General features: G+C 61.7%; 23 protein-coding genes. 7 read left to right on the forward strand and 16 right to left on the reverse strand.

Annotated elements, in window-relative coordinates; all coding sequences use genetic code 11:
• Positions 1–76 precede the first annotated feature (76 nt).
• A complete protein-coding gene (locus OOZ53_RS17740) occupies positions 77–1,273 on the forward strand; it encodes a multidrug effflux MFS transporter (RefSeq protein ID WP_271091022.1) in 1,197 nt (398 codons plus the stop codon).
• Between the two features lie 15 nt (positions 1,274–1,288).
• Here the strand turns inward: OOZ53_RS17740 and OOZ53_RS17745 are convergent, their stop codons facing one another.
• Positions 1,289–1,513 (reverse strand): hypothetical protein, encoded by a 225-nt coding sequence (locus tag OOZ53_RS17745; RefSeq protein ID WP_271091023.1) that lies wholly within the window; start codon positions 1,511–1,513, stop codon positions 1,289–1,291.
• A 108-nt stretch (positions 1,514–1,621) separates the two neighbouring features.
• Between OOZ53_RS17745 and OOZ53_RS17750 the strand changes: the two genes are divergently transcribed.
• The gene (locus OOZ53_RS17750) at positions 1,622–2,800 is read left to right on the forward strand and encodes a pyridoxal phosphate-dependent aminotransferase (RefSeq protein ID WP_271091024.1); all 1,179 of its coding nucleotides are present in this window, start codon (positions 1,622–1,624) and stop codon (positions 2,798–2,800) included.
• A 36-nt stretch (positions 2,801–2,836) separates the two neighbouring features.
• On the opposite strand, the gene OOZ53_RS17755 is transcribed toward OOZ53_RS17750, so the two are convergent.
• The 10 genes from OOZ53_RS17755 to OOZ53_RS17800 all read right to left on the reverse strand — a co-directional run bounded on the left by OOZ53_RS17755 (position 2,837) and on the right by OOZ53_RS17800 (position 13,826).
• Positions 2,837–4,453: a TRAP transporter large permease gene (locus OOZ53_RS17755; protein ID WP_271091025.1), complete on the reverse strand. Its 1,617-nt coding sequence runs from the start codon at positions 4,451–4,453 to the stop codon at positions 2,837–2,839.
• Positions 4,454–4,457: 4 nt separating this feature from the next.
• A complete protein-coding gene (locus OOZ53_RS17760; RefSeq protein WP_271091026.1) occupies positions 4,458–5,138 on the reverse strand; it encodes a TRAP transporter small permease in 681 nt (226 codons plus the stop codon).
• A gap of 92 nt (positions 5,139–5,230) precedes the next feature.
• Positions 5,231–6,226 (reverse strand): DctP family TRAP transporter solute-binding subunit, encoded by a 996-nt coding sequence (locus OOZ53_RS17765; RefSeq protein ID WP_271091027.1) that lies wholly within the window; start codon positions 6,224–6,226, stop codon positions 5,231–5,233.
• Between the two features lie 345 nt (positions 6,227–6,571).
• Positions 6,572–7,912, reverse strand: a complete 1,341-nt coding sequence (locus OOZ53_RS17770) for a sigma-54-dependent transcriptional regulator (RefSeq protein WP_271091028.1) — start codon at positions 7,910–7,912, stop codon at positions 6,572–6,574.
• Positions 7,913–7,940: 28 nt separating this feature from the next.
• Positions 7,941–9,698, reverse strand: a complete 1,758-nt coding sequence (locus tag OOZ53_RS17775; protein ID WP_271091029.1) for a sensor histidine kinase — start codon at positions 9,696–9,698, stop codon at positions 7,941–7,943.
• A 52-nt stretch (positions 9,699–9,750) separates the two neighbouring features.
• Positions 9,751–10,845 (reverse strand): molybdenum ABC transporter ATP-binding protein, encoded by a 1,095-nt coding sequence (modC, locus tag OOZ53_RS17780; RefSeq protein WP_271091030.1) that lies wholly within the window; start codon positions 10,843–10,845, stop codon positions 9,751–9,753.
• Positions 10,842–11,525 carry a molybdate ABC transporter permease subunit gene (gene modB / locus OOZ53_RS17785; RefSeq protein WP_271091031.1) on the reverse strand — a complete coding sequence of 228 codons (684 nt, stop codon included), beginning with the start codon at positions 11,523–11,525 and terminating at the stop codon, positions 10,842–10,844. Before modB ends, modC begins: the two co-directional genes overlap by 4 nt.
• A 3-nt stretch (positions 11,526–11,528) precedes the next feature.
• Entirely contained in the window at positions 11,529–12,275 is a 747-nt protein-coding gene (gene modA / locus OOZ53_RS17790) for a molybdate ABC transporter substrate-binding protein (protein ID WP_271091032.1), read from the reverse strand.
• Between the two features lie 103 nt (positions 12,276–12,378).
• Positions 12,379–13,080: a tellurite resistance TerB family protein gene (locus OOZ53_RS17795; RefSeq protein WP_271091033.1), complete on the reverse strand. Its 702-nt coding sequence runs from the start codon at positions 13,078–13,080 to the stop codon at positions 12,379–12,381.
• Positions 13,081–13,187: 107 nt separating this feature from the next.
• A complete protein-coding gene (locus OOZ53_RS17800) occupies positions 13,188–13,826 on the reverse strand; it encodes a 2-dehydro-3-deoxy-phosphogluconate aldolase (protein WP_271091034.1) in 639 nt (212 codons plus the stop codon).
• A gap of 154 nt (positions 13,827–13,980) precedes the next feature.
• Here OOZ53_RS17800 and trhO point away from each other — a divergent pair, with 154 nt between their 5' ends.
• Positions 13,981–14,922, forward strand: coding sequence for an oxygen-dependent tRNA uridine(34) hydroxylase TrhO (trhO, locus tag OOZ53_RS17805; RefSeq protein WP_271091035.1), 942 nt, complete (start codon positions 13,981–13,983; stop codon positions 14,920–14,922).
• 60 nt (positions 14,923–14,982) lie between these two features.
• On the opposite strand, the gene OOZ53_RS17810 is transcribed toward trhO, so the two are convergent.
• The gene (locus tag OOZ53_RS17810) at positions 14,983–16,008 is read right to left on the reverse strand and encodes a Fe(3+) ABC transporter substrate-binding protein (protein ID WP_271091036.1); all 1,026 of its coding nucleotides are present in this window, start codon (positions 16,006–16,008) and stop codon (positions 14,983–14,985) included.
• 282 nt (positions 16,009–16,290) lie between these two features.
• Here OOZ53_RS17810 and rirA point away from each other — a divergent pair, with 282 nt between their 5' ends.
• Positions 16,291–16,755 carry an iron-responsive transcriptional regulator RirA gene (gene rirA, locus OOZ53_RS17815; RefSeq protein ID WP_271091037.1) on the forward strand — a complete coding sequence of 155 codons (465 nt, stop codon included), beginning with the start codon at positions 16,291–16,293 and terminating at the stop codon, positions 16,753–16,755.
• A 10-nt stretch (positions 16,756–16,765) separates the two neighbouring features.
• Here rirA and OOZ53_RS17820 read toward each other — a convergent pair whose 3' ends face one another.
• The 3 genes from OOZ53_RS17820 to OOZ53_RS17830 form a co-directional block, all read right to left on the reverse strand.
• Entirely contained in the window at positions 16,766–17,437 is a 672-nt protein-coding gene (locus OOZ53_RS17820; RefSeq protein ID WP_271091038.1) for an NnrU family protein, read from the reverse strand.
• Positions 17,438–17,516: 79 nt separating this feature from the next.
• Positions 17,517–17,969, reverse strand: coding sequence for a MerR family transcriptional regulator (locus OOZ53_RS17825; protein WP_271091039.1), 453 nt, complete (start codon positions 17,967–17,969; stop codon positions 17,517–17,519).
• Between the two features lie 3 nt (positions 17,970–17,972).
• Positions 17,973–18,254, reverse strand: a complete 282-nt coding sequence (locus OOZ53_RS17830) for an SCP2 sterol-binding domain-containing protein (protein WP_271091040.1) — start codon at positions 18,252–18,254, stop codon at positions 17,973–17,975.
• Between the two features lie 191 nt (positions 18,255–18,445).
• On the opposite strand from OOZ53_RS17830, the gene OOZ53_RS17835 reads away from it, so the two are divergent.
• Positions 18,446–19,597, forward strand: coding sequence for an acyl-CoA dehydrogenase family protein (locus OOZ53_RS17835; protein WP_271091086.1), 1,152 nt, complete (start codon positions 18,446–18,448; stop codon positions 19,595–19,597).
• Positions 19,598–19,648: 51 nt separating this feature from the next.
• Here the strand turns inward: OOZ53_RS17835 and OOZ53_RS17840 are convergent, their stop codons facing one another.
• Positions 19,649–20,287 (reverse strand): TetR/AcrR family transcriptional regulator, encoded by a 639-nt coding sequence (locus tag OOZ53_RS17840; protein ID WP_271091041.1) that lies wholly within the window; start codon positions 20,285–20,287, stop codon positions 19,649–19,651.
• Between the two features lie 533 nt (positions 20,288–20,820).
• On the opposite strand from OOZ53_RS17840, the gene OOZ53_RS17845 reads away from it, so the two are divergent.
• Positions 20,821–21,981 (forward strand): MHYT domain-containing protein, encoded by a 1,161-nt coding sequence (locus OOZ53_RS17845; RefSeq protein ID WP_271091042.1) that lies wholly within the window; start codon positions 20,821–20,823, stop codon positions 21,979–21,981.
• 124 nt (positions 21,982–22,105) lie between these two features.
• Complete coding sequence (locus tag OOZ53_RS17850) at positions 22,106–22,969, forward strand: FAD binding domain-containing protein (protein ID WP_271091043.1); 864 nt, start codon at positions 22,106–22,108, stop codon at positions 22,967–22,969.
• Positions 22,970–22,987: the final 18 nt, after the last annotated feature.

Here is a 22,987-nt window from a genome sequence, read left to right on the forward strand (position 1 = left end):
TTTTGACGGAATCGGTCTAAAAGGGCGACCTTCCCAAGGGCGCCAATGCCTGCGCCGAACACCGAAAGAGATTGCCATGTCAGCCGGAATGATGCGTTCGGCCGTAATCCTCGGCCTCCTGGCCTGTGTCGGTCCACTGTCGATCGACATGTATCTGCCCGCCCTGCCGTCGATCGCTGACGGGCTCGGCTCGACGGTTGCCTCCGTGCAGATGACGCTGACGGTGTTCTTTCTCGCCTTCGGCGCGGCACAGCTCGTTTACGGTCCGATTGCCGACCAGGTCGGCCGCAAACCGCCGCTCTATTTTGGCCTCGGGATTTTCATTCTTGGCTCGATCGGCTGCGCGCTCGCGCCGAACATCGAGATCCTGACAGTGGCGCGTTTCGTCCAGGGGCTCGGCGCGGCGGTCGTCATGGTCATTCCGCGCGCCATCATCCGTGATCTTCACACCGGTGTCGCGGCGACGCGCCTGATGGCGCTGATCATGCTTGTGATCAGCGTTTCGCCGATGCTGGCGCCGCTGGCCGGCAGCGGCGTGATCCTGCTTGCCGGCTGGCGCGCGATCTTCATTCTGTTGTGCGTCGCCGCCGTGTTCAGCCTGCTGTTGACCGGCTTCATGCTGCCCGAAACGCTGAAGCCCGAGAACCGGGTCGTCTTCAACACGCGCAGCTTCCTGCGCGGCTCGAAAACGCTGCTCACCGATCCGGAATTCATGGGCCTGACCTTCATCGGCGGCTTCGGCATGGCGATCTTCTTCGTCTTCATCGCCAGCGCCTCTTTTGTCTATACCGGCGAGTTCGGCCTCTCGCCGACCGGCTTCAGCCTGGCATTCGCCATCAATGCCCTTGGATTTTTCTCGGCCTCACAGGCCGCGGCCGGTCTCGGCCGACGCATCGGCATGGTCCGGATGGTATCGCTCGCCGTTGCCGGCTTTGCCCTGTTCACGATCATTCTGCTGGCCATTGCACTGGCCGGCCATGCGACGCTGTTCGTCATCGTCGGCCTGCTGTTTTGCGCCAATGCCTGCCTCGGCCTGGTCATTCCGACGACGATGGTGCTGGCGCTCGACAATCATGGCGATATTGCGGGCCTCGCCTCGTCGCTCGGCGGAACGCTGCAGATGGTGGCCGGAGGCGTGATGATCGCCGTTGCAAGTCCTTTCTTCGACGGCACCGCGACACCGATGATAACGGCCATCGCCCTGTGCGGCATCGCCGCCTTCATCCTGTCGCGCCTGACTGCCGCCAAGGCCACAGCGCACCAGCCGGGATAATCGGACCGCGTTTGCTCAGCCGGCGTCGGAGGGGCCGCCCCGCCGGCGCTGATAGCGCGCGCGCAGCCAGAAAATCGCGAAGAAGCCGAGAATGAACAGGGCCGTAACGCCATAGCCCAGCCAGGGCGATATATCGCCCAGCGCCAGGACGATCCTCGGCATGGCAAGGAACAGGATTGCCACGACCACGAGAATGATCGCCGCCGCGATAGCCGATGATTTTGCGCTGCTGCCGGACATATGGCGTGTCCCTTCCTTTTTGCCGGCCCCTCTTCACATACATCGCATTGAAATAACAGTCCCGATGCGCCAAGAAAGGGCCGGACCGGAAAACCACGAGGTGCATACATGCAGACCGTCGCAGCCTTTGACCGTATTGGCGAGGAAAACGCTTTCGCCGTTCTCGCGCGCGCCGCGGCGCTGCAGGCCGGTGGCCGCGACATTGTCAATCTGGGCATCGGCCAGCCGGATTTCAAAACCCCGTCGCATATTGTCGAAGCCGCGATCAAGGCGCTGCGCGACGGCCATCACGGCTATACGCCCGCCAACGGCCTGCTCGAGACGCGCGAGGCGGTGGTGCGCCGCACGCTGACGACCACCGGCATCGAGGTCTCGCCCGACAATGTCATGATCATGCCAGGCGGCAAGCCGACCATGTTCGCGGCGATCACCATGTTCGGCGAACCGGGCGCCGAGATTCTCTATCCCGACCCCGGATTTCCCATCTACCGCTCGATGATCGACTATACCGGCGCCAGGGCGGTTCCCGTGCCGATCCGCGAGGAAAACGGCTTTGCCTTTTCAGCCGAGGAGACGCTTTCGAAGATCACGCCGCAAACCCGGCTCCTGATCGTCAATTCGCCGGCCAACCCGACCGGCGGCGTCACACCGAAAGCCGAGATCGGGAAGCTGGTCGAGGGTCTTGGGAACCATCCGCATGTGGCGGTTCTGTCGGACGAGATCTACGACGTCATGACCTATGACGGCGAGGAACATACATCGCTGCTGACCTATCCGCAGATCCGCGACCGGCTGATCGTGCTCAACGGCTGGTCCAAGACCTGGGCAATGACCGGTTGGCGCATGGGCTGGTCGATCTGGCCGAATGGTCCGCAAAGCGCCAATCTCTACGACAAGGTCCGCAAACTCGCCGTCAATTGCTGGTCCTGCGTCAACACGCCGAGCCAGTATGCGGGCATCGCCGCCATTGACGGCCCGCAGGACGATGTCGAAACGATGCTGGAAGCCTTCGACCGCAGGCGCCGTCTGGTCACCGACCTGCTGAACGCTCTGCCCGACGTGCGGTGCGCGACGCCCAAGGGCGCCTTCTACGTCTTCCCGAATATCTCGGCGACGGGCTTCAAGGCCAAGGATCTCGCATCGCGGCTGCTTGAGGAGGCCGGTGTCGCACTCGTCGGCGGCCCTGATTTCGGCGATTTCGGCGAAGGTTATGTGCGCCTGTCCTGCGCCGCGTCCGAAGACCGCATCGAAACGGCCATCGAACGCATCGGCAGTTTTCTTGAATAAAAAGCCGGCGGCGGTTGAACCCGCCGCCGGTCGCGGTCACTGCGTGACGATTTCCGGCCCCATCAGCGCATAGGGCAGCATGGTCGAAAGCTCCGGTATGTAGGTCACCAGGATCAGGAAGACGAAGAGCACGGCCACGAAGGGCAGCGCCGCCTTCACGACCTGGATCAGGCTCATGCCTGTGATGCCGGAGGTCACGAACAGATTCAGTCCGATCGGCGGCGTGATCATGCCGATCTCCATATTCACCACCATGATGATGCCGAGATGGACCGGATCCACGCCGAGTTCGATGGCGATCGGAAAGACGACCGGCGCGACGATCAGCAGCAGCCCGGACGGCTCCATGAACTGGCCGCCGATCAGAAGCAACACGTTGACCGCGATCAGGAAGGTGAACCAGGTAAAGCCGGCATCGAGCATGACCTCGGTGATCGCCTGCGGGATCCGTTCGCCGGTCAACACATGAGCAAAGAGCAGCGCATTGACGATGATGAACATCAGCATGATCGTCGTCTTCGAGGCGTCGACCATCACCTTGCGCGTGTCCTCGTTGAAGAAGACCGTGAAGATGTTGCGGCCCATCAGCGCCAGGTTGCGGCCCCAGATCGGCAGGCCGGCGACAAGATGGGCAGGCACCTTGGCGATGCCCTCCTGGCCGCGCCACATGACATAGGCCGTCATGATGACCAGCGACAGAACCACGCCGAGCTGCGCCCGGCCGGCAACGGTAACGGTGCCGGATTCTGCGGTCGCGAAGAACGACAGGATCATCCATACGAAGAAGAAGGCGGCGCCGTAGACCGTGCCGTTGAAGCCGACGCGTGCTCGTTTCGAATCGTCATCCGAGACCCAGGGCGTGTCTTTCATCGGCCCCATGTCGCGATAGATGAACAGGGCGATGAAGAATGCGTAGACGGCCGCCACGGCAGCTGCCTCCGTCGGTGTGAAGACACCGCCATAGATGCCGCCGAGGATGATGATGATCAGGAACAGGCCCCAGCCGGCTTCCTTGCCGCCTTCCATGAGTTCAAGGAAGCCCTTCCACGGTTCCGCCGGAAGGTTCTTGACCCGCGCCATGAAGTAGATGGCGATCATCAGCATCAGGCCGGCGACGATGCCCGGAATGACGCCCGCCAGGAACATGCGCCCGACCGACACGTCGGTCGCCGCCGAATAGACGACCATGACGATGGACGGCGGAATGAGGATGCCGAGCGTGCCGGCATTGGCGATGACGCCGGAAGCGAATTCCTTGGTGTAGCCGACCTGCCGCATGCCGGCGATGGCGATGGTGCCGATGGCGACCACCGTTGCCGGCGACGAGCCGGAAAGCGCGGCGAAGAGCATGCAGGCAAGCACGCTCGCCATGGCCAGGCCGCCGCGGAAATGACCCACCGTTGCGATGGCGAAGCGGATGATGCGCCGCGCCACGCCGCCGGTGGACATGAATGCGGACGCCAGCACGAAGAACGGAATGGCGAGCAGCGTGTAGTTCTGCGATGCGGTGAACAGTTGCAGCGCCACCGAAGACATGGAGTCTTCGGAGAAGAATGCGATCACCAGGATCGAAGAGAGCCCCAGCGATACCGCGACCGGCACGCCGACGAAGAGAAGTCCCAGAACCAGGACGAAGAGAATGATTGCGTCCATGGGATCAGTCCTTCAGTACGTCTTTGTTTTCGGCCACCAGTTCTTCGGCCTCGTGGCTGGCGATAATCATCTTGCGCTCGCCGCGCCAGATATCGACCATCGCCTGCAGGCTGCGATAGGCGAAGATGGCCAGGCCGATCGGCAGGATGAGATAGGCGATCCAGCGCTGCACGCGCTCCTGCAGGCCGAAGGTCTCCTGCATCCAGACGGGGTAGCGCAGATCGTCGAGACCGATGCCGATCTTGAACATGCGCTCCCAGTAGAACACCGCCCCGCCCTTCGTGTCGGCGCCGAAGAAATTCAGCCATGTCGAGGAAATCAGGATCACCGCGTAGAGGACGCAGCAAAGCGCGCCGATGACCGCGACAACACGGAACACGCGCTGGGGCAGCAGGGTAATGACCGCGTCAACCCCCAGATGCGAGCCGATCTTGATCCCGTAGCTCATGCCGAAAAGGATCATCCAGGCAAACAGGATGCGGGTGAATTCGAGCGCTCCGCCCCAACCGGTGTTGAAGCCGTATCGTGCGATGACCTGGACGAACGACACGATGGTGATCATCGCGAGCAGCGTGGCGAGAACATTCTCCTCGAATCGCGTGACGGCTTCGGGCCGGACCCGCTCCACAAAATAGAGCGCGATCACAATCGCCACCATGCCGATATAGGGCCAAAAGGCTGCCATTTATCCCTCCCCTTGGAGCGCAGCGAAATGCGCGAATGCCCGCCGCGCACGGCGGGCATTGCTTTCATTCAAGTCAATCTTGGACGCTGGTGTCAGCTGTTGGCGTCAACCGCGGCAGCGATGACATCCTTGCCGATGTCGTCTTCGAACTGGTCCCAGACCGGACGCATGGTCTCGACCCACTCCCGACGCTCTTCCGGTGTCAGCTGACGGATCGTGCCACCGGCGGCGAGAATACCTTCCTTGGCTTTCTCATTGATCTCCTCGGCCTTGGCGTTCGCCGCCGTAACCTCCTCGGCGAAGATGGTCACGAACTGCTCGCGCACATCCTGCGGCAAGCTGTCCAGCCACTCCGTCGAAGTGATGGCCAAATAGGTCAGAAGCTGGTGGTTGGTCTCGGTGATACCGTCCTGAACCTCGAAGAACTTCTGCTTGTAGATGTTCGACCAGGTGTTCTCCTGACCGTCCACGACACCCGTCTGGAGCGCGCCATAGACTTCCTTGAAGGCGAGTTTCTGTGCCGAGGCATCCATGGCCTCGATCATGGCGACGGCCACATCCGACGTCTGTACGCGGAATTTCAGGCCATGGGCATCCGTCGGCAGCATGAGCGGCTTGTTGGCCGAGAAATGCTTCAGGCCGTTATAGACATAGCCGAGGCCGGTATAGCCTTTATCCTCGATCGCACCGAGAAGCTCCTGCCCGACCGGACCCTGTGTGAACCGGTTGACCGATTCCATGTTCGAGAACAGGAACGGCAGGTCGAACAGCCGGTACTTTTTCGTATAGGCCTCGAATTTGGACAGCGACGGCGCGGCGACCTGAACATCGCCCAGAAGCAGCGCTTCCATCACCTTGTCGTCGTCGAACAGCGTGGAGCTCGGATAGACTTCCATGCAGGCCTTGCCGTTCATGTCCTTGTTGATGCGTTCGGCGATAGCGCGCGCGGCATCGCCCTTCGGATGGCCCGAATCCGCCGTCACATGGCTGAACTTGATGACAATCTCGCCATCATCGCAGTCCGCCAGGGCCTGGCCCGCGGACATCATCAATGCAATCGCCGAAACGGCGCCCAAAAGTTTCTTCATGACTAACCTCCTGAGGCGCGCAAGAAACACGCTCTGTTCTCCCGGACCGGCTGAGCCGGTCAGCTTGCTGCCGCCCTGCGAAAACGCTCCGCATGCGGCGAACGAAAATCGGCAACTGTTCGGATTTGTGTTCCTCCCACGTCGACGGTTTTCCGTCACCATTGCCTGAGCAAGCCGCGTGCCAGTTTGAAAGAAATTCAGGAGTGCTTCATTTTTAATAATTATTTCAATGCATTAAAAATGATGATCCGGAATGGGCAGAAATTCCGGGCGCCTCCAGTGTGTAGCTAGCTACACATTGCCGCCACCCGCCTGGGTAGTGTTCTACCCGATGCAAGGCCGCTGTCAGGCCTCGTGGGAAATGCCGAGCCGCTTGATCTTGTCGTAAAGGCCCTTACGGGAAATGCCGAGGGCCTCATAGACCGGCTTCAGCGCGCCGCCGTGGCGAGCAAGCTCGGCTTCGATGGCGGCCTTTTCGAATGCGGCCACGCGATCGGCCAGCGTCGGGTCCTGCCCCTCGGCTCGCGGCGCGTCCTGTTCGAAACCGCTCCACATGCCGAGAACGAAACGTTCCGCATAGTTGCGCAACTCACGCACATTGCCGGGCCAGTCATGGGCAATGAGTTCCGATTCCAGGTGATGGTCGATTTCCGGGATCTCGCGGCGGTAGCGCGCCCTTGCGTCCCGCGCAAGATGAAAGAACAGCAGCGGGATGTCGTCCTTGCGCTCACGCAGCGGCGGAATGGTCAGCGTGATGACATTCAGCCGGTAATAGAGATCGGAGCGGAACGTGCCCTTTGCACCTTCCTTCTCCAGGTCGAACTTGGTTGCCGCCACAAAGCGCACATCCAGCGGGATGATTTTGTTGGAGCCGAGCCGCTCGATGGTCCGCTGCTCGATGGCGCGAAGCAGTTTCGCCTGGAGATCCAGCGGCATCGATTCGATCTCGTCCAGGAAGATGGTTCCGCCATGGGCGTGCTCGAGCTTGCCGATCCGCTGCCTTTGCGCGCCCGTGAAGGCTCCGGATTCATGACCGAAAAGCTCCGATTCGAAAATATCCGCCGGCAGCGCCGCACAGTTGATGGCAACGAAATTGCCCCCGGCGCGCGGGCCGTAGTCGTGCAGCGCGCGGGCGACAACCTCCTTGCCGGCTCCGGTCTCGCCGACGATCAGCACATCGGCATCCGTGTCGGCGACGGCGGCGATCTGGCCACGCAGCCGAACGATCTGCCCGGAGCGTCCGACAAGACGCTGCGTCAGGTCATGCCGTTGGTCCAGCTCATTGCGCAGGGTGCGGTTTTCAAGCACCAGCCGGCGTTTTTCCAGCGCCCGCTCGATAACGGTCGACAGCCGCGACACAGGAAACGGCTTTTCGATGAAGTCATAGGCGCCGCCGCGCATCGCCTCGACCGCCAGTTGCACATCGCCATGTCCGGTGATCAGGATGACGGGATAGGTCGCATCGATCGCCAGCACTTTCTTCAACAAGGTCATGCCGTCGTCGCCCGGCATCCGGATATCGGTGACCACGACGCCATAATCCTCGCGCCCGATATGGTCGAGCACGCTTTCTGCGCTGTCGTAGACGCCGACCGAGAGGCCCTCGAGCTCCAGGCCCTGCGCCAGCGCATGGCGCAGATCGTCGTCATCATCGACGAGGTGTATTGTCGGAATGGCGCTGTCCAAATCACTCTACTCCGCTGCCCAAATCATTCTACTCCGCTGCAATGTCCGATGCGTCGGCAGCACGCAGGCGCACGGCAAAGCAGGCACCGCCGCTATCGCTTTCGCCGACGGCAATGCTGCCGCCGAAATCGGCGACGATGCTGCTGGCGATCGACAGGCCGATGCCGATGCCGGCACCCACATCCTTGGTGGTGAAGAACGGCTCGAAAATGCTGTCGCGGCGTTCGGGCGGAATGCCGGGACCGTTGTCCTCGACCCGCACCACCACGGCATCGCCGTCCTCGCAGACCGTCAGCGTCACCTGACCGTTCTCCGTGCCTGCCCCAGCAATCGCATCAATGCCGTTGTTGATCAGGTTCACAAAGACCTGCGACAGACGGATCTGCCCGCCCAGGACCCGGTGTGGACCGCCCTCGATCTTCGTTTCCACTTTGACGCCGGCTTTGCGGGCCCTCGGCAGGACAAGCATAAGCGCCTCATCCAGCACCGGCGCAATGGGGATCGCCTTGACCGTCGTGCCGGGTTTGCGCGAGAACGAAAGCAGGCTCTGGGAGAGCTGGGCCATGCGGTCGACAAGACCGCTGATCCGCGTCAGATTGTCTGAAACCGTTCCGGTATTGCCCTTGTCGAGGAAGCGGTGCGCATTGTCCGAATAGGTCCGAATGGCGGCGAGCGGCTGGTTGAACTCGTGGCTGATCGCCGCCGACATCTGGCCAAGCGCAGCCAGTTTGGCTGCCTGAACCAGTTCGGCCTGTGTCTTTCTTAGCTGTTCCTCGGTCTGCCGCCGTTCGTCGATCTCCCGCGACAGCGACACATTCGTATCGCTGAGCGCCTTGGTGCGTTCGCGCACCAGCCGCTCGAGTCGCAGCGATGCGGCCCGGTCGCGGCGCATGCGCAACAATTGCCCCTCGCGCCGCATGACGACGACAAAGGCCAGGGCGCCCACCAGCAGGCTGACAAGCGCGGCAATAATTCCGCCGGTCCAGGCGGCGGTCACCAGCGGACGCTCGTCGGACAGCACGTGAAGCTGCCAGTCGAGCAGCGGCAGATGACGCGTAAGATCGCTGTGCAGGACCTTGCCGCCCACCAGGTAGTGGCCGGGGGTCCGGGCTTCGGACATCAGCGTGTCCAGATGCTGCAGCCGCCACAGCGGCTGGTTGGTCAGGAACACGGTTCCGGTCGGATCGGTGATAAAGATCGGATTTGTCGACAAGGACCAGGTGGCCTCGACGGGATCGAAATCCACATAGACGGCTATGGCGCCGATCAGAACGTTGTCCTGCCGCACGCCGAAAGCAAAGGCGTAGGCGCGCTGCTCGGAGTCCAATGAAATCGCCTGCCGGCCGAGCCGGCCCTGGCGCACCGCCTCCAGCAGCCGGACATGCTCTTCCCTGTTGCCGGTAAAGAGCCCGCCCGCCGTCGCCAGAACACGCCCGTCCGTGTGAAGGAACGCGACCTCCTTGGCACCCGACCTGCCGGCGATCTCGATCGCCTTGCGTCGCGCTGCTTCGCTCATGTCGCGATCCGGATCGTCGAACAGCGCGATGATGGATTCCTCGCGCGAAAGCAGGGGCGGCAGCAGCCGGTACTTGTCGAGAATGCCCGACAGCGCCTCGGCCTGCACGGCGAGCGTCTCCGCCGCCTTCGATTCAAGCTGCTGCTCGGCCCGGTCGCGCCACCACTGCGCCGTGAAATAGACCGCCGCCAGACCGAACAGGCAGACGGCACAGGCGGTGATCACCCGTGTGCGACGAAAATTGCGGCGATTTGAGGCTCCACTGACCATGCGGGAAAGATTATTCACTCTCGTTGAAAAAAGCCACGCGGGCGCGAAGATCTCACTTCCTGCCGGACAGCATGCGCTGACCGATGGCGACCGATTTGATCATGGCAAACACCGGCAGGTCCGTTGAAATGCCCAGCGCATCGAAGGCATGGCGTGTGATGCGAGCCCGCAGCGCTTGCCCGCCGATATCGAGTACGATCTCGACAAACGGGCTTTCATCGAGCGCGAAGCTGCGCACCGTCGCCGGCAACACGTTGCGCACGCTGACATCTTGCGGCGCGGCGAGGGACAACGCCACATCGCGTGCCTTGATGCGCATGCGCAGCCGGTCTCCGGCACGCACCCTGTCGCTGACGATATGAAGTTCCTGCCCGCCTTCCAGTGAAACCGTGCACAGGCCGTATTGCGCGTCGATGGCGCTGACGGTCCCGCTTACGAGAGAGCTTGCCTCGTGCCGGCCGAGCGCCGGACCGAATTCGAGCTTCGAGAACATCTCAACCGCATCGCCCGAGCCGAGCACTGTGCCGTCGGACAAAAGCACCAGCGTGTCGGCGAGGCGCGCCACCTCGTCCACCTCGTGGCTGACATAGACGATGGGAAGGCCCGTCTCGTCACGCACCTCCTCCAGATAGGGCAGGATTTCGCGCTTGCGCGCCTGATCGAGCGAGGCCAGCGGCTCGTCCATCAGCAGCAGGGCGGGATCGGCAAGCAGCGCGCGGCCGATGGCGACACGCTGCATCTCGCCGCCCGACAGCGTCGCCGGATAGCGATCCATCAATCCGCCGATACCAAGCAGTTCTGTAATGCGGTCCAGATCCGCACTGCTGTTCCGGTTTCCGGCCCAGCGGCCATAGGTCAGGTTGCGGGCGACGGACATATGCGGGAACAGCCGCGCATCCTGGAAAACCATGCCGATGCGGCGCTTCGGCGGTGCGATATCCGTTCCCGCCTCGCTGTCGAACAGCGTACGCCCGTCAGCGCGGACGACTCCGGATTGCGGCCGGATCAGGCCGGCAATCATCTTCAGAATACTCGTCTTGCCGGAACCCGAATGCCCGAAGAGCGCAGTCACGCCAGCGCCTGCCTCGAACTCGGCCGATATCTCGAAGTCGCCGAGGCGCGAATGCAGCCGGACCGCAAGGCTCATCTGCGCCTCCTTTGTCCGATATGCCGGCCGACCCACTCCGACAAGAGGACAGAGCCGATCGCCAGGCAGGCGGAGATCGCGATCAGCATCGCCATCGCCCGGTCGCCGGCCGGGCTCTGCAGCAGCGAATAGATCGCCAGCGACAGGGTCTGCGTCTCGCCCGGAATGTTTGAAACAAAGGTGATCGTCGCGCCGAACTCGCCGAGCGCCTTGGCAAAACCGAGCACCGCGCCGGCGATGACCCCCGGCATGACCAGCGGCAGGGTTATGGTCAACAGGCGCATCAGGCGTCCGGCGCCGAGTGTCGCCGCCGCCTCCTCGAGACCTCGGTCGAGCGTTTCGATCGACAGCCGCATCGGCCGCACCAGAAGCGGAAACGCCATTACCCCGGCCGCCAGGGCCGCGCCCTCCCACCGGAAGGCGAAATCCAGTCCGACGGTGCGGAAGGCCCGGCCCGCAAAACCGCTGAAACCGAAAAGCACCAGCAGGAAATAGCCCGTGACGACCGGCGGCATGACCAGCGGCAGCGTCACCAGCGCCTGCAACAGGCTTTTGCCCCAGAATTCGTGCCGCGCAAGGACCCAGGCGACCGCGAAAGCGATCGGCACCGCAAACAGCATGGCGACCGCCGAAACCTTCAGCGACAAGAGAACAATGTCGGCCACTTCCACCTCGGACATTGGCTACGAGCCTGATCCGGCAGCGGGCTTTGTGAACCCGTAGGGCCCGAGCGCCCCATCCGCTGCCTGTGCACGCAGGAATGCATAAAAGTCCCGCGCATCCTCATGGGCGTTTGCGGTCAGGGCCGCCGGATAGACAATGGGCGCATGCGTTTCCGGCGGGAAGATATAGGCAACCGCGACATCCTCGCTCAGCTCGGCATCCGAACCGTAGACAATGGCAAAGGCGACATCGCCGCGCGCCGCCAGCGCCATGGCGACACGCACATTCTCACCGAAGGCCGCCATTGGCCGCAGGTCTTCCCACAGGCCGAGTTGGTCAAGTGCCTGCGCGGTGTAGACGCCCGCCGGCACATGCGCGGGATCGCCCATGGCGAAACGGCCGGAACGCAGGAGCGGCTCGGGATCGACAGGTGGAGCAATCGCGCCATCGCCGGTGACGACGACGAGTGTGTTGCCGGCGATGTTCGTGCGGCTCTCCACATCGATCAGCTTCCGGTCCTCGAGATAATCCATCCAGTCCGGATTTGCGGCGATGAAAAGATCCGCCGGCGCACCGGCTTCGATCTGCCGGGCCAGCGCGCCGGAACTGGCGACGGAGACGACGACCGGATTTCCGGTCCGTTCCCGATAGGCGCGCGCCATCGCCTCCACGGCATCCTTCATGCTCGCGGCGGCGAAGACCAGCGTCCGCTCAGCCGACTGGGCGGCCGAGGACAGGAGAAGCAGTGTCAGAAACAGCGCCGCCATGCGCACCTGTGTGCCGTCCCTTCATCAGTTCAAGACGGCGCCGACATTAGAGCAATTGGCGTTGGAAAAGAACCATTTGGTGACTGCGATCGCCGCACTTGGTTTACGCCGACGCACCGGCCACCGTCGCCTCGATGTGATCCACCAGCGCATCGTCAAGGCCGAGCCGCCCGGCAAGCATATCGAGATAGCCGCGTTCGGCGCGGGTGTTCGGATCGATGGCGAGCCGCGACGCGGTATAGAGCTCGACCCGCTGCTCCTCCGTTCGCGCGGCAACAATGATGTCGTCAAGCACGGTCGGCTCTTCCAGTTCGCTGTTGATGAAGGCCTGCGCGTCATCGGCAATTCCGGAAACGGCCAGCTTGTCGGCTATGCGGCCCCGCTCGCTTTCGTCCACATGGCCGTCGCTCCGCGCCGCCGCGATCATCGCCCGCATCAGGGCAAGGGCGAAATCGTCGTTGATCGTAGCCACATCCGTATCGAAACCCGATTGCTCGGCTTCCGGCACGATATCGGCTTCGATCTGCGGCGGGGTCGCCTGCTCGGGCGATTTGCCGGCCTTGTAGTTCTTGTAGGCCTGGTAACCCAGCCCGGCGACCACGGCGAGACCGCCCAGTTTCAGGGCCGACCCCGTGACCGACCGGCCGGTGCTGGTGCCCAGAAGGACGGCGGCTATGGCGCCGGTCGCCAGGGGATTGTCCTTGGCAAGCTGCACCGCCTGCCCGGCCTTGCCGCGCACGGTGTCCTCGGTGCCGGGGACCTTTGAACCGAGAAACTGATCGAGAAGCTGCTTTGGATCGAACATGGAGCCGCCTTTCTGAAGAAATTTTCTCCAGCATCAGATAAGTACGGCATTCGGAGATTCAAACCCGCCGCAGGCGACAAACGCATTCCGGATTGAAAAATCCGCTATCAGCCGGCAAGCTTCGACGCATCCGCCGCAAGCGCGGTGATCGCCGCCCAGTCGCCAGCCTCGACCAGGTTCTTCGGCGCGACCCAGGAGCCGCCGACGCAAACCACATTCGGCAAGGCCAGATAGGTTCCGGCACTCGCCGCGGTAATGCCGCCCGTCGGACAGAAACTGATACCGCCGAAAGGCGAGGCAAGCGATTTGAGATAGGCGGCACCACCGGCCTGTTCCGCCGGAAAGAACTTCATTACGGCATAGCCTTCCTCGCGCAATGCCATGATCTCGCTTGGCGTCGCCGCGCCGGGCAGCATGGGCACATCGGAACGAGCGGCGGCATCAAGCAGTTCCTGGGTCGTTCCGGGGCTGACGATAAACTGCGAACCAGCCTTCACGGCAGCCTCATACTGGCGCGCATTCAAAATGGTGCCGGCGCCGACCTCGGCGCCCTCGACTTCGTCCGCAACCGCCTTGATCGCGTCCAGCGCCGCCTCCGTGCGCAGCGTGATCTCGATCGCTTTCAGCCCGCCCTCGACCAACGCGCGGGCAAGCGGAACGACTGTTGCCGCATTGTCGACCACCAGCACGGGTACGACCGGCTGCAGTTGCAGGATCGACAACAGTTTTTCGGTTTTCTTGCCCATTTCGCGCCACCTGGAGTTTTTCAATCGATTAACCCGCGGCGGCAACGTTGTCCACCGCGCGGGTGACAAAATTCGCGTCATAGTTGGCGGCCTCCATGCCGCGCCCATAGACACGGCGATTGCGCACCGGCAAAAGAAACGCTATGGCCAACCGATGACCGATATCGACGGCAATGCCAGCGCGGCAGAAGGCGGATTCCTGGTCGCCGCGCTCTATCATTTCACACCGCTGCCGCACTTCGAGGCCCTGCAGCAAAAGATCCAGGCTGCCTGTGACGATCACGGGGTCAAGGGAACGCTGCTGCTCGCCGACGAAGGTATCAACGGAACAATCGCGGGCTCTGACGCGGGCATCGCGGCGGTGCTCGCCTTCCTGCGCGCCATTCCCGAATTCGCGGATCTGGAACACAAGGAAAGCCGCGCCGCGAAAAAGCCGTTCCACCGCATGAAAGTGCGCCTCAAGAAAGAGATCGTCACGATGGGCGTTGAGGGCATCGACCCGCTCGAAAGCGTCGGAACCTATGTCGACCCGGGGGAATGGAACGCACTGATCAGCGATCCGGATACCATCGTGATCGACACGCGCAACGACTACGAGACGGCCATCGGAACCTTTCGGGGCGCACTCGACCCGCACACGAAGACATTCCGCGAGTTCCCGGACTGGGTGCGCAACAATACCGGCCTGCACAACAAGCCGAAAATCGCCATGTATTGCACCGGCGGCATCCGCTGCGAGAAAGCCTCCGCCTTCATGAAGGCAGAGGGCTTCGAGGATGTCTTTCATCTCAAGGGCGGCATCCTGAAATATCTGGAGGAAGTCCCGGAAGAAGAGAGCCTGTGGAATGGGGCCTGCTTCGTCTTCGACGAGCGCGTTTCGGTGACCCACGGACTGCGGCAGGGCGACCACACGCTTTGCCGGGCCTGCCGCCATCCGCTGACACGGCGGGAGGTCGCGGATCCGGCCTTCGAGGATGGCGTTTCCTGCCCCTATTGCATCAATGAGCGCAGCGCCGACGACCGTGCCCGTTACCGCGAACGCCAGAAGCAGGTGGCCCTCGCCAAAAAACGCGGCAAGGCCCATATCGGTCGATAACCGAAAAGGGCGATCCGAAGACCGCCCTTTGGAAATCGCTATTACTGCTTTGAATCGCCGTCAGTTGTTGAAGCCGACCTTGTCCACAAGCTCGGAGGCTTTCGGACGGTTCTTGGCGATCTCGGCAAGCGGCAGCTTGTCCGGATTGATGTCGCCGAAATTCTTCACCGTGTCCGAGGCCTGGGCGTTCGGATCGACCGGGTATTCATAGACGCGTTCTGCGTAAAGCTCCTGGCCCTTGGGGCTGGCAAGGAATTCCATCAGCTTGACGGCGTCGTCCTTGTTGGGCGCATGCTTGGCGAGCGCCATGCCGGAGATATTGACATGGGTGCCGCGGTCGCCGGAATTGGGGAACAGCACCTTGATGGCATTGGCCCAGTCCTTCTGCTCCGGCTCTTTTTCATTGTTCTGCATCAGGCCGACATAATAGGTGTTGCCGATGCCGATATCGCATTCGCCGGCAAAGACGCCCTTGGCCTGCGCGCGGTCATTGCCGTTCGGCTTGCGGGCCAGATTGTCCTTGACGCCGGTCAGCCATTTTTCGGTTTCTTCCTCGCCGTGATGGGCGATCATCGAAGCGACCAGCGCGACATTGTAGATGTGCTGTCCGCTGCGGATGCAGATCTTGCCCTTCCATTTCGGGTCCGCCAGTTCCTCATAGCTGATCGTGTCCTGCGGAACGCGGTCCTTGGAGGCATAGACGACACGGCCGCGCGTTGTCAGACCGTACCAGTGTCCTTCCGGATCACGATAGTTTTCCGGGATCGTGCCGTTGATGGCGGCGCTGTCGACCGGCTGCGTGACGCCCTCGTCCTTTGCGTTGCTGAGCCGGCCGATATCGACCGTCAGGATCAGGTCGGCTGGCGAATTCTCGCCCTCGGCCTTCATGCGCTCGACGAGGCCCTTGTTCAGGAACAGGACATTCGTCTTGACGCCCGTTTCCTCGGTAAAGGCTTCGAGCAGGGGCGCGATGAGGTCCGGTTGACGGTAGGAATAGATATTGACTTCCGCCGCAAGCGCCGTCGTTCCAACCGAGGCCGCAATCAGGGCGCTCAATCCGGCTGCATGGATCGATTTGACGTGCATTTTGGTTCCCTTACTTATGGAGAATGACGATAACATGAGGCTGATACTCTATTTTTATAGCGCCGCGCAACGAAAGATGAGAAAAAACGTCAATTTTTTTTCGCCATTTATAATGGTTCTAATAAGTCGATGATTTCTTGTGATTATTGTCGATTTTTTGACGTGAAAAGCGGCTCCGGCCTGTAATCAGATGAATTGCAAAAACTTGACAAAAAAAATCCCGTTAAATAGAACGATTCTAAATTCAATCAGAATTGCGCACGGTAGTGCCACGGAGAAAACATGCGGGTAACGAAGCAGACCAATTACGCGGTGCGGATGCTGATGTATTGCGCCGCCGATCCGCACGATCTGAGCCGCGTGCCCGAGATCGCCAGGGCATACGGTGTCTCCGAACTGTTCCTGTTCAAGATCCTCAAGCCCCTCGTCAAGGCCGGCATCGTTGAGACGGTCCGTGGCCGCAATGGCGGCATTCGCCTGGGCCGGCCGGCGGACAAGATCAGCCTGTTCGACGTCATTCGCGTCACCGAGGACAGCTTCGCGATGGCGGAGTGTTTTGAAAACGATGCCGCCGAATGCCCGCTGGTCGACAGCTGCGCGCTGAACTCGGCGTGGCGCGAGGCGCTGAACGCGTTTCTCGGCGTGCTGGCGACCTATTCCATTGCCGATCTGGCGGCGGCGCGCTTCAATATCGGCAGCCGCCTCGGGCTGGACGATCTGCCGGCGGTGGCGAACGGCACGTCCTGACCCTCGGAATTCAGAAATAGGCCAGCGGATCGACCCCGATCAGGTCGCCATGCAAGGCGAGCATAAGGACATAAAGCGCGAGGCCGGCGGCGGTTTCGATAGCTAAACGCGGCGAAAGCGCCCTGCTGAGCCGGTCGCCGAACGATCCCGAACTCACCGACATCGCTTGCGCGAAGACATCTTCGGGCAGGCGCCGGCGTGCGCGCGCCTCGAGCGCCGGCCTGCTGATAACACAAAACACGGCAAAGCTGGCAAACATGACGACGCCCACCGCATCGCCATTGGCAAGCAGATGGGCAACGGACCAGAGAAACAGCGCCCATAAAACGGGATGGCGCGTCAGTGCCGATATGCCCGGGTGCCGTGGATCAATCGTCCCGCCGCGCAGGCTTATCGAAACCGGCTGGGGCCGTGTCGCGCCGCAGGACAGAAGCACCGCCGCGATCGCGGTCAGAACAAGCGCAATGACGACGGAAAGACGTGTCGTCGGCCAGAGTGCGATATGCGGCGCCCGTGTCGCCGCAGAGATCAGCCACGCCAGCAAAGCAAGCGACAACAACGAATAGAGGACCAGATAGGCGCGCCGGCCCAGACGGCCGATCAGCGTATCACGCAGACCGCTGCGCGCCGGAAGCACATGCGCGCCGATAAACACCAGAAAGGCGGCAGCGAATTCCATCATCGACAGCGGCCCTCGACATCACCCCTTCATAGGCGAAGGGAGGGATCGCAAAAAGGTGCTGCGGATGCGGCCAAATCGCTCAGAGTTCCTTCAGGCAGTCGATACAGGTCTTGCGGATCGCATGGAGCTCGCCAAGCGTGTCGTCGATCATCGCGCGTTTCCGTTCCAGTTCTTCGATCGCCTTGCCCGACTCGCTGACGACATATTCCAGCTGAGACTTCTGCCCCTCTCCATGCTCGCCGTAAAGATCGAGGAAATGCCGGATTTGTGCGAGCGTCGAGCCGATCGCCTTGGCGCGCAGGATCAGCGCAAGCCGTGCCCGGTCGCGCCTTGTATAGACGCGGGCCCCATTCACCCGTGCCGGATGAATGAGATCCTTGTTTTCATAGAAACGGATCGTGCGGGTGGTGATGCCGAATTCCTCGGCAAGTTCCGCGATCCCGAAGAGATCGCGGCCCTCCTCGGCCGGCCGCGGCTCGATCACCGCAACACCGCCGCTGTCCGCACGCCCGCCCTGGTCAGCCTGACTCACCGGCTAGAGCACCTGACCGAGCTTCATGGCGACGCTCATGTCGCCATCCACCTTGAGCTTGCCCTGCATGAATGCGCCTGTCGGATCGAGTTCGCCGGCGACAATCGATTGCAGGTCTTCGAGGCTGACACTGATCGTGCAGTCCGCTTCCTGGTCTTCCGTGCTGATGCTCTGATTGTCGATAACCAGCACGCCGTCGTCGCCGCAATCGAATTTGACGACACTGTCAAAGGATCCTTCGGCGACGCGGTCTTTCATCGATTCCGCAAGTTCAGCAACACTCATTTCCGTACTCCTTGGCTTTGGTGTGTTTGTCCCAATGATATACGCACACCGGCACTTCGCTGCAACGAGTTTTCGCATAGCCGAATTGATTGACCTATACGTCAGATAGTGAAATGATCGCCCGGCCCGCCCGGCGAAGAGAAGAATTGTCAGGGCGCGAATGGGCCGACAAGGGCGACGAGGAGGAACGGATGCAGCTCACCGAGGAACACGAGCAACTGCGTAACACGGTCACCCGGTTCGTCGACACGGAGATCAATCCCTTTGTCGACGAGTGGGAAGCAGCGGAGCAGTTTCCGGCCCATGAAGTGTTTGCAAAACTCGGTGCACTCGGCCTGCTCGGCATCAAATACGATCCCGACTGCGGCGGCCTGGGCCTCGACTTTTCCTATTCCATGGTGATGGCGGAAGCTCTGGGCAGCGTTCACTGCGGCGCCGTACCGATGGCCATCGGTGTCCAGACCGACATGTGCACACCGGCGCTCGACCGCTTCGGCACCGAGGAGTTGAAGCGGGAATGGCTGGCGCCATCCATCGCCGGAGAAATGGTCGGATGTATCGGTGTCTCCGAAGCCGGCGGCGGCTCGGACGTTGCCGCCATCCGGACGACGGCCACGATTGACGGCGGCGATTATGTCATCAACGGCTCGAAAATGTGGATCACCAATGGCCTGCAGGCCGACTGGTGCTGCCTTCTGGCCAACACCGGCGAAGGCGCCGTGCACAAGAACAAGTCGCTGATCATCGTTCCGCTCAATGCCAAAGGCGTCGAACGCCAGAAGATCCACAAGATCGGCATGCATGCCTCCGACACGGCGCAGCTTTTCTTCGACAATGTGCGCGTGCCGAGGCGAAACCTGATCGGCCAGGAGGGCATGGGTTTCACCATGCAGATGATGCAGTTCCAGGAAGAACGGTTGTGGGTGGCGGCATCAAGCCTTCTGGCGCTGGACCGGCTGATCGACCTGACCATCGAATATACGCGCGAGCGCAAGACGTTCGGGCGAGCGGTCCTCGACAATCAGGTCGTGCATTTCCGGCTCGCCGAACTGCGGACCGAGGTCGAGGCCCTGCGCGCGCTGACCTGGCGCGCGGTCGACGAATATGTGCGCGGCAAGGACGTGACGAAAACCGCCTCGATGGCCAAGCTGAAGAGCGGACGCCTCTACCGCGAAGTGGCCGATTCCTGTCTGCAATACTGGGGCGGCATGGGCTTCACCGCCGACAATCCGATCAGCCGCGCCTATCGCGACGGGCGTGTGGCATCCATCGGCGGCGGCGCCGACGAAATCATGCTCGGCATCATCAGCAAGCTGGAGGGCACCCTGCCCGCCGGTGGCTGACCGACGGAAACAACGGCATCCGGCGGCTGGCGAAGTCCCGCCGCCATCCGGTCATGAATTTCGCAGATATCCCCGCACAAGCTTGATCGCCTCGTCGAGGATCTGATCGGGATCGTATCTTCCGCTGTTCTGCATGAAATCGAACAATGCGCTGACCGCTTCCGAAATGACGCGCGCGCGCAGGCGTTGATCGCCGTCGAAATCGGGATCGGCCCGGCGCAGGAAATCCTCCAGCCGCTCGGCGACCGTTTCGAGCGCTTCCTGGCTAAGCTCCAAAAGAACCGGGGTCGAACGCAGCGCGCTCATCACGGCCGCGGAACCGCGTTGCTCGGCCCGCAATATTGCCAGATCGCGCAGCGATTCCGCGAAGTTTTCGACCCAGTCCCCGTCGCGCAGCAAAAGCGCATCGAATTGACCGCGCCGGATATCATCGCGTTCGACGACAAAGCGGCGGCTCAATTCGGCAATGACCTGGTACTTGTTCGGGAAATAGCTGTAGACCGCCGCCACGTTGATTCCGGCGCGGTCCGCAATTTTCTGCATCGTTACGCCGGAAAAGCCCTCCTCCTCCAGCATGCTCACGGTCGCCTCGAGAATTTGGCGCACGGTCTCCCTTGAGCGTCGCTGCTTGGGCAGGCGACGCCCGGGCACAAGCAACGGATTGGATTTCTGACCCTGACCAGTTTCCATTCGCCCCCCGGGGTTTAACGCCTATTTCTAACAGGTGCCGGTCGCTATCGCTACAAAACCACGGTTTTAATTGCATATGTGCATCTTAGGATATGTCGACATGCGAACCGATCGCTCGACTCACAAGTAATACGTGACAAGATATTGAATAATAAAAGAAAAAATTACGAAGCCGCGCGAGAATCGGAAATACGCCACGGCCGGACACGTCAAAATTCCTTCCGTTGCGCTTAATATTCGGCAAAAAATACTGTGAGAATCTGAAAAAAATTCGCGTTTTCCGCGAGCCCGGCAAAGAGGCCGATTCCCGCCCGGCTCTATTGCCCTCGCCATTGGTCTGTTGATAATCTCGACTTTGGAGTCGCTCTAAATTGGGCTGGCTCCTTGTTTCTCGATCAAGCGGCGCCACGGACCGGCTCACTCCTTCAGGACTGCATCGACGGACTCAGCCGCCGGAACGAGAACGACAGCGGACGAACGCCGCCGGCGCATGGCCCGACGGGACGCGAAACCGGGAGGAAGAAAATCCGACAATGGTGGAGGTGCACTACTCTCCTTTTCTGGTCGGTGCGTCCGTGCTTGTTGCCGTCATGGCCGCATTCACCAGCCTGCGGCTGACGAACGGGCTGCGAAACCTGTCCGTGGCGCGCCGCAAGGTGCGGATCGCGCAAGCCGCCATTGCACTGGGCGGCGGCATCTGGTCCATGCATTTCATCGGCATGCTGGCGGTTACCCTGCCATTTCTGGTTTCCTATGATCCTTTGCTGACCTTGAGCTCGGCATTGATCGCCATTCTGATCACCGGATGCGGTCTTCTCCTGCTTCATTTCGGCGAGCGCACCAATCTGCGCATCCTGCTGTCGGGAACGATGACCGGCATCGGCATCGCCTCCATGCACTACACCGGCATGGCCGCGATATCGGCGAACTGCGTGGTCAGCTATCGTTCGCTCGGCATCGTGCTCTCGGTGCTGATTGCCATCGCCGCCTCGACGCTGGCCATGTGGCTGGCCTATTCGAACCGCTCGCTGCTGCGCACCGCCATCGGTGCCGTGGTGCTCGGCCTGTCGATCTCGGCCATGCATTACGCCGCCATGCTCAACACATCCTTCTCGCAGGCCGTCAATTTTGTCGCCGAGCCGATCCCGGCGCTCGATCCGCAGATCCTGGCGATTTCGGTCAGCCTGAGCGCTTTCGTCATATGCGGCCTGTTCCTGCTGCTGGCGGTTCCGATGGAAGAGGCCGATGCCCCCGCAGAAGAGCCCCGGCTGACGGAGCCTGAACCGGCCACCGTCAATTCCCGCAAGAGCGCCCGCGCGCCCAACGTATCGCTGAGCCGCGCCGGCAAGATGGTTCAGCCGGTCAAGAACAGCATTCCCTATGAAAAGGAAGGAACCGTCCGCTTCATGAACACCGACCGCATACTGGCGATCGAAAGCGACGGCCACTACACCAAGATACGTACGGACGAAGACGCGCTTTTCTGCCCGTGGTCCCTGTCGAAGGTCGAAAAGAGCCAGCTTGCCGACCGCTTCCTGAAAACGCACCGGCGCTACCTCGTCAATCCGGCCCATATCAACGGACTGAAGAAGGTCGGCGATCAGATGTTCTGCTATGTCGGCAAGGCCGCCGAGCTCGAGGTCCCGGTCAGCCGCTCGCGGGCAAAGGACCTGCGCAACCTGCTGGGCGTCTGAAAACACCTGCCGTTCGTGCACGAATAGGACCGTTTGTGCAAAATGCCGCTCATTGGTGAAGCGGCATTTCTTTCTCCCGATGTGACGCGCTCAAATTGCGGTCACCAGTTTTGGGAGGAACTTTATGATACCCGGATCATTCGACTATCACCGGCCGCGCACGCTCAATGAAGCTGTCGGCCTTCTTGCCGATCATGCCGGCGACGCGTTCGTCCTGGCGGGCGGGCACAGCCTCATACCGATGATGAAGCTGCGCATGGCAACGCCCGAGCATCTCATCGACATTCAGGACATCGGCGAGCTGACGGGCATCGATGTCTCGAACGGCACCATCGAGATCGGCGCCGCCGTGACCCAGGCCGCCCTGATTGCTTCCGATGCGCTCGCCGATGCCTGCCCGATCCTGCGCGAAACATCGCTGCAGATCGCCGACCCGCAGATCCGCAATGTCGGCACGATCGGCGGCAATGTCGCCAATGGCGATCCGGGCAACGATATGCCCGCCGTCATGCAGGCGCTCGATGCCGACTACATGCTGCATGGCAGCGGGGGTCAGCGCTCCGTTAAGGCACGTGATTTCTACGAAGCGGCCTATTTCACCGCTCGCGATGAATCCGAGATCCTGACCTCCATTCGCATACCGGTCCCGGCGCAGGGCCACGGCCACAGCTACCAGAAGCAGAAGCGCAAGATCGGTGACTACGCAACGGCCGCGGCCGCCGTCATCCTGTCGGTGTCGGACGGCAAATGCACAGGCGCGTCCATCGCACTTACCAATGTGGCCGACACGCCGCTTTGGGCGGAAGCGGCAGGAAATGCCCTGATCGGAACCGATCTCGGTCCAAATGCCGTTTCGGCGGCGGTCGATGCGGCGCGCGCCATCACAGATCCGGCCTCCGACGGGCGTGGCCCGTCCGAGTACCGCACCCATGTCGCAGGCATCATGGTCAAACGCGCCATCGAAGCCGCCCACGAAAGAGCTGCCTGAGCAGCGCCGGAGTTTCGG

The sequence above is a fragment of the Allohoeflea poritis genome, assembly GCF_027889715.1.
Classification (GTDB): Bacteria; Pseudomonadota; Alphaproteobacteria; order Rhizobiales; family Rhizobiaceae; genus Hoeflea_A; species Hoeflea_A poritis.

Bases quoted from the DNA above. Each gene is read 5' to 3' on its own strand.
- OOZ53_RS17740 (WP_271091022.1), top strand. From the start codon at position 77: ATGTCAGCCGGAATGATGCGTTCGGCCGTAATCCTCGGCCTCCTGGCC.
- OOZ53_RS17745 (WP_271091023.1), bottom strand. From the start codon at position 1,513: ATGTCCGGCAGCAGCGCAAAATCATCGGCTATCGCGGCGGCGATCATT.
- OOZ53_RS17750 (WP_271091024.1), top strand. From the start codon at position 1,622: ATGCAGACCGTCGCAGCCTTTGACCGTATTGGCGAGGAAAACGCTTTC.
- OOZ53_RS17755 (WP_271091025.1), bottom strand. From the start codon at position 4,453: ATGGACGCAATCATTCTCTTCGTCCTGGTTCTGGGACTTCTCTTCGTC.
- OOZ53_RS17760 (WP_271091026.1), bottom strand. From the start codon at position 5,138: ATGGCAGCCTTTTGGCCCTATATCGGCATGGTGGCGATTGTGATCGCG.
- OOZ53_RS17765 (WP_271091027.1), bottom strand. From the start codon at position 6,226: ATGAAGAAACTTTTGGGCGCCGTTTCGGCGATTGCATTGATGATGTCC.
- OOZ53_RS17775 (WP_271091029.1), bottom strand. From the start codon at position 9,698: ATGGTCAGTGGAGCCTCAAATCGCCGCAATTTTCGTCGCACACGGGTG.
- modC (WP_271091030.1), bottom strand. From the start codon at position 10,845: ATGAGCCTTGCGGTCCGGCTGCATTCGCGCCTCGGCGACTTCGAGATA.
- modB (WP_271091031.1), bottom strand. From the start codon at position 11,525: ATGTCCGAGGTGGAAGTGGCCGACATTGTTCTCTTGTCGCTGAAGGTT.
- modA (WP_271091032.1), bottom strand. From the start codon at position 12,275: ATGGCGGCGCTGTTTCTGACACTGCTTCTCCTGTCCTCGGCCGCCCAG.
- OOZ53_RS17795 (WP_271091033.1), bottom strand. From the start codon at position 13,080: ATGTTCGATCCAAAGCAGCTTCTCGATCAGTTTCTCGGTTCAAAGGTC.
- OOZ53_RS17800 (WP_271091034.1), bottom strand. From the start codon at position 13,826: ATGGGCAAGAAAACCGAAAAACTGTTGTCGATCCTGCAACTGCAGCCG.
- trhO (WP_271091035.1), top strand. From the start codon at position 13,981: ATGACCGATATCGACGGCAATGCCAGCGCGGCAGAAGGCGGATTCCTG.
- OOZ53_RS17810 (WP_271091036.1), bottom strand. From the start codon at position 16,008: ATGCACGTCAAATCGATCCATGCAGCCGGATTGAGCGCCCTGATTGCG.
- rirA (WP_271091037.1), top strand. From the start codon at position 16,291: ATGCGGGTAACGAAGCAGACCAATTACGCGGTGCGGATGCTGATGTAT.
- OOZ53_RS17820 (WP_271091038.1), bottom strand. From the start codon at position 17,437: ATGATGGAATTCGCTGCCGCCTTTCTGGTGTTTATCGGCGCGCATGTG.
- OOZ53_RS17830 (WP_271091040.1), bottom strand. From the start codon at position 18,254: ATGAGTGTTGCTGAACTTGCGGAATCGATGAAAGACCGCGTCGCCGAA.
- OOZ53_RS17835 (WP_271091086.1), top strand. From the start codon at position 18,446: ATGCAGCTCACCGAGGAACACGAGCAACTGCGTAACACGGTCACCCGG.
- OOZ53_RS17840 (WP_271091041.1), bottom strand. From the start codon at position 20,287: ATGGAAACTGGTCAGGGTCAGAAATCCAATCCGTTGCTTGTGCCCGGG.
- OOZ53_RS17845 (WP_271091042.1), top strand. From the start codon at position 20,821: ATGGTGGAGGTGCACTACTCTCCTTTTCTGGTCGGTGCGTCCGTGCTT.
- OOZ53_RS17850 (WP_271091043.1), top strand. From the start codon at position 22,106: ATGATACCCGGATCATTCGACTATCACCGGCCGCGCACGCTCAATGAA.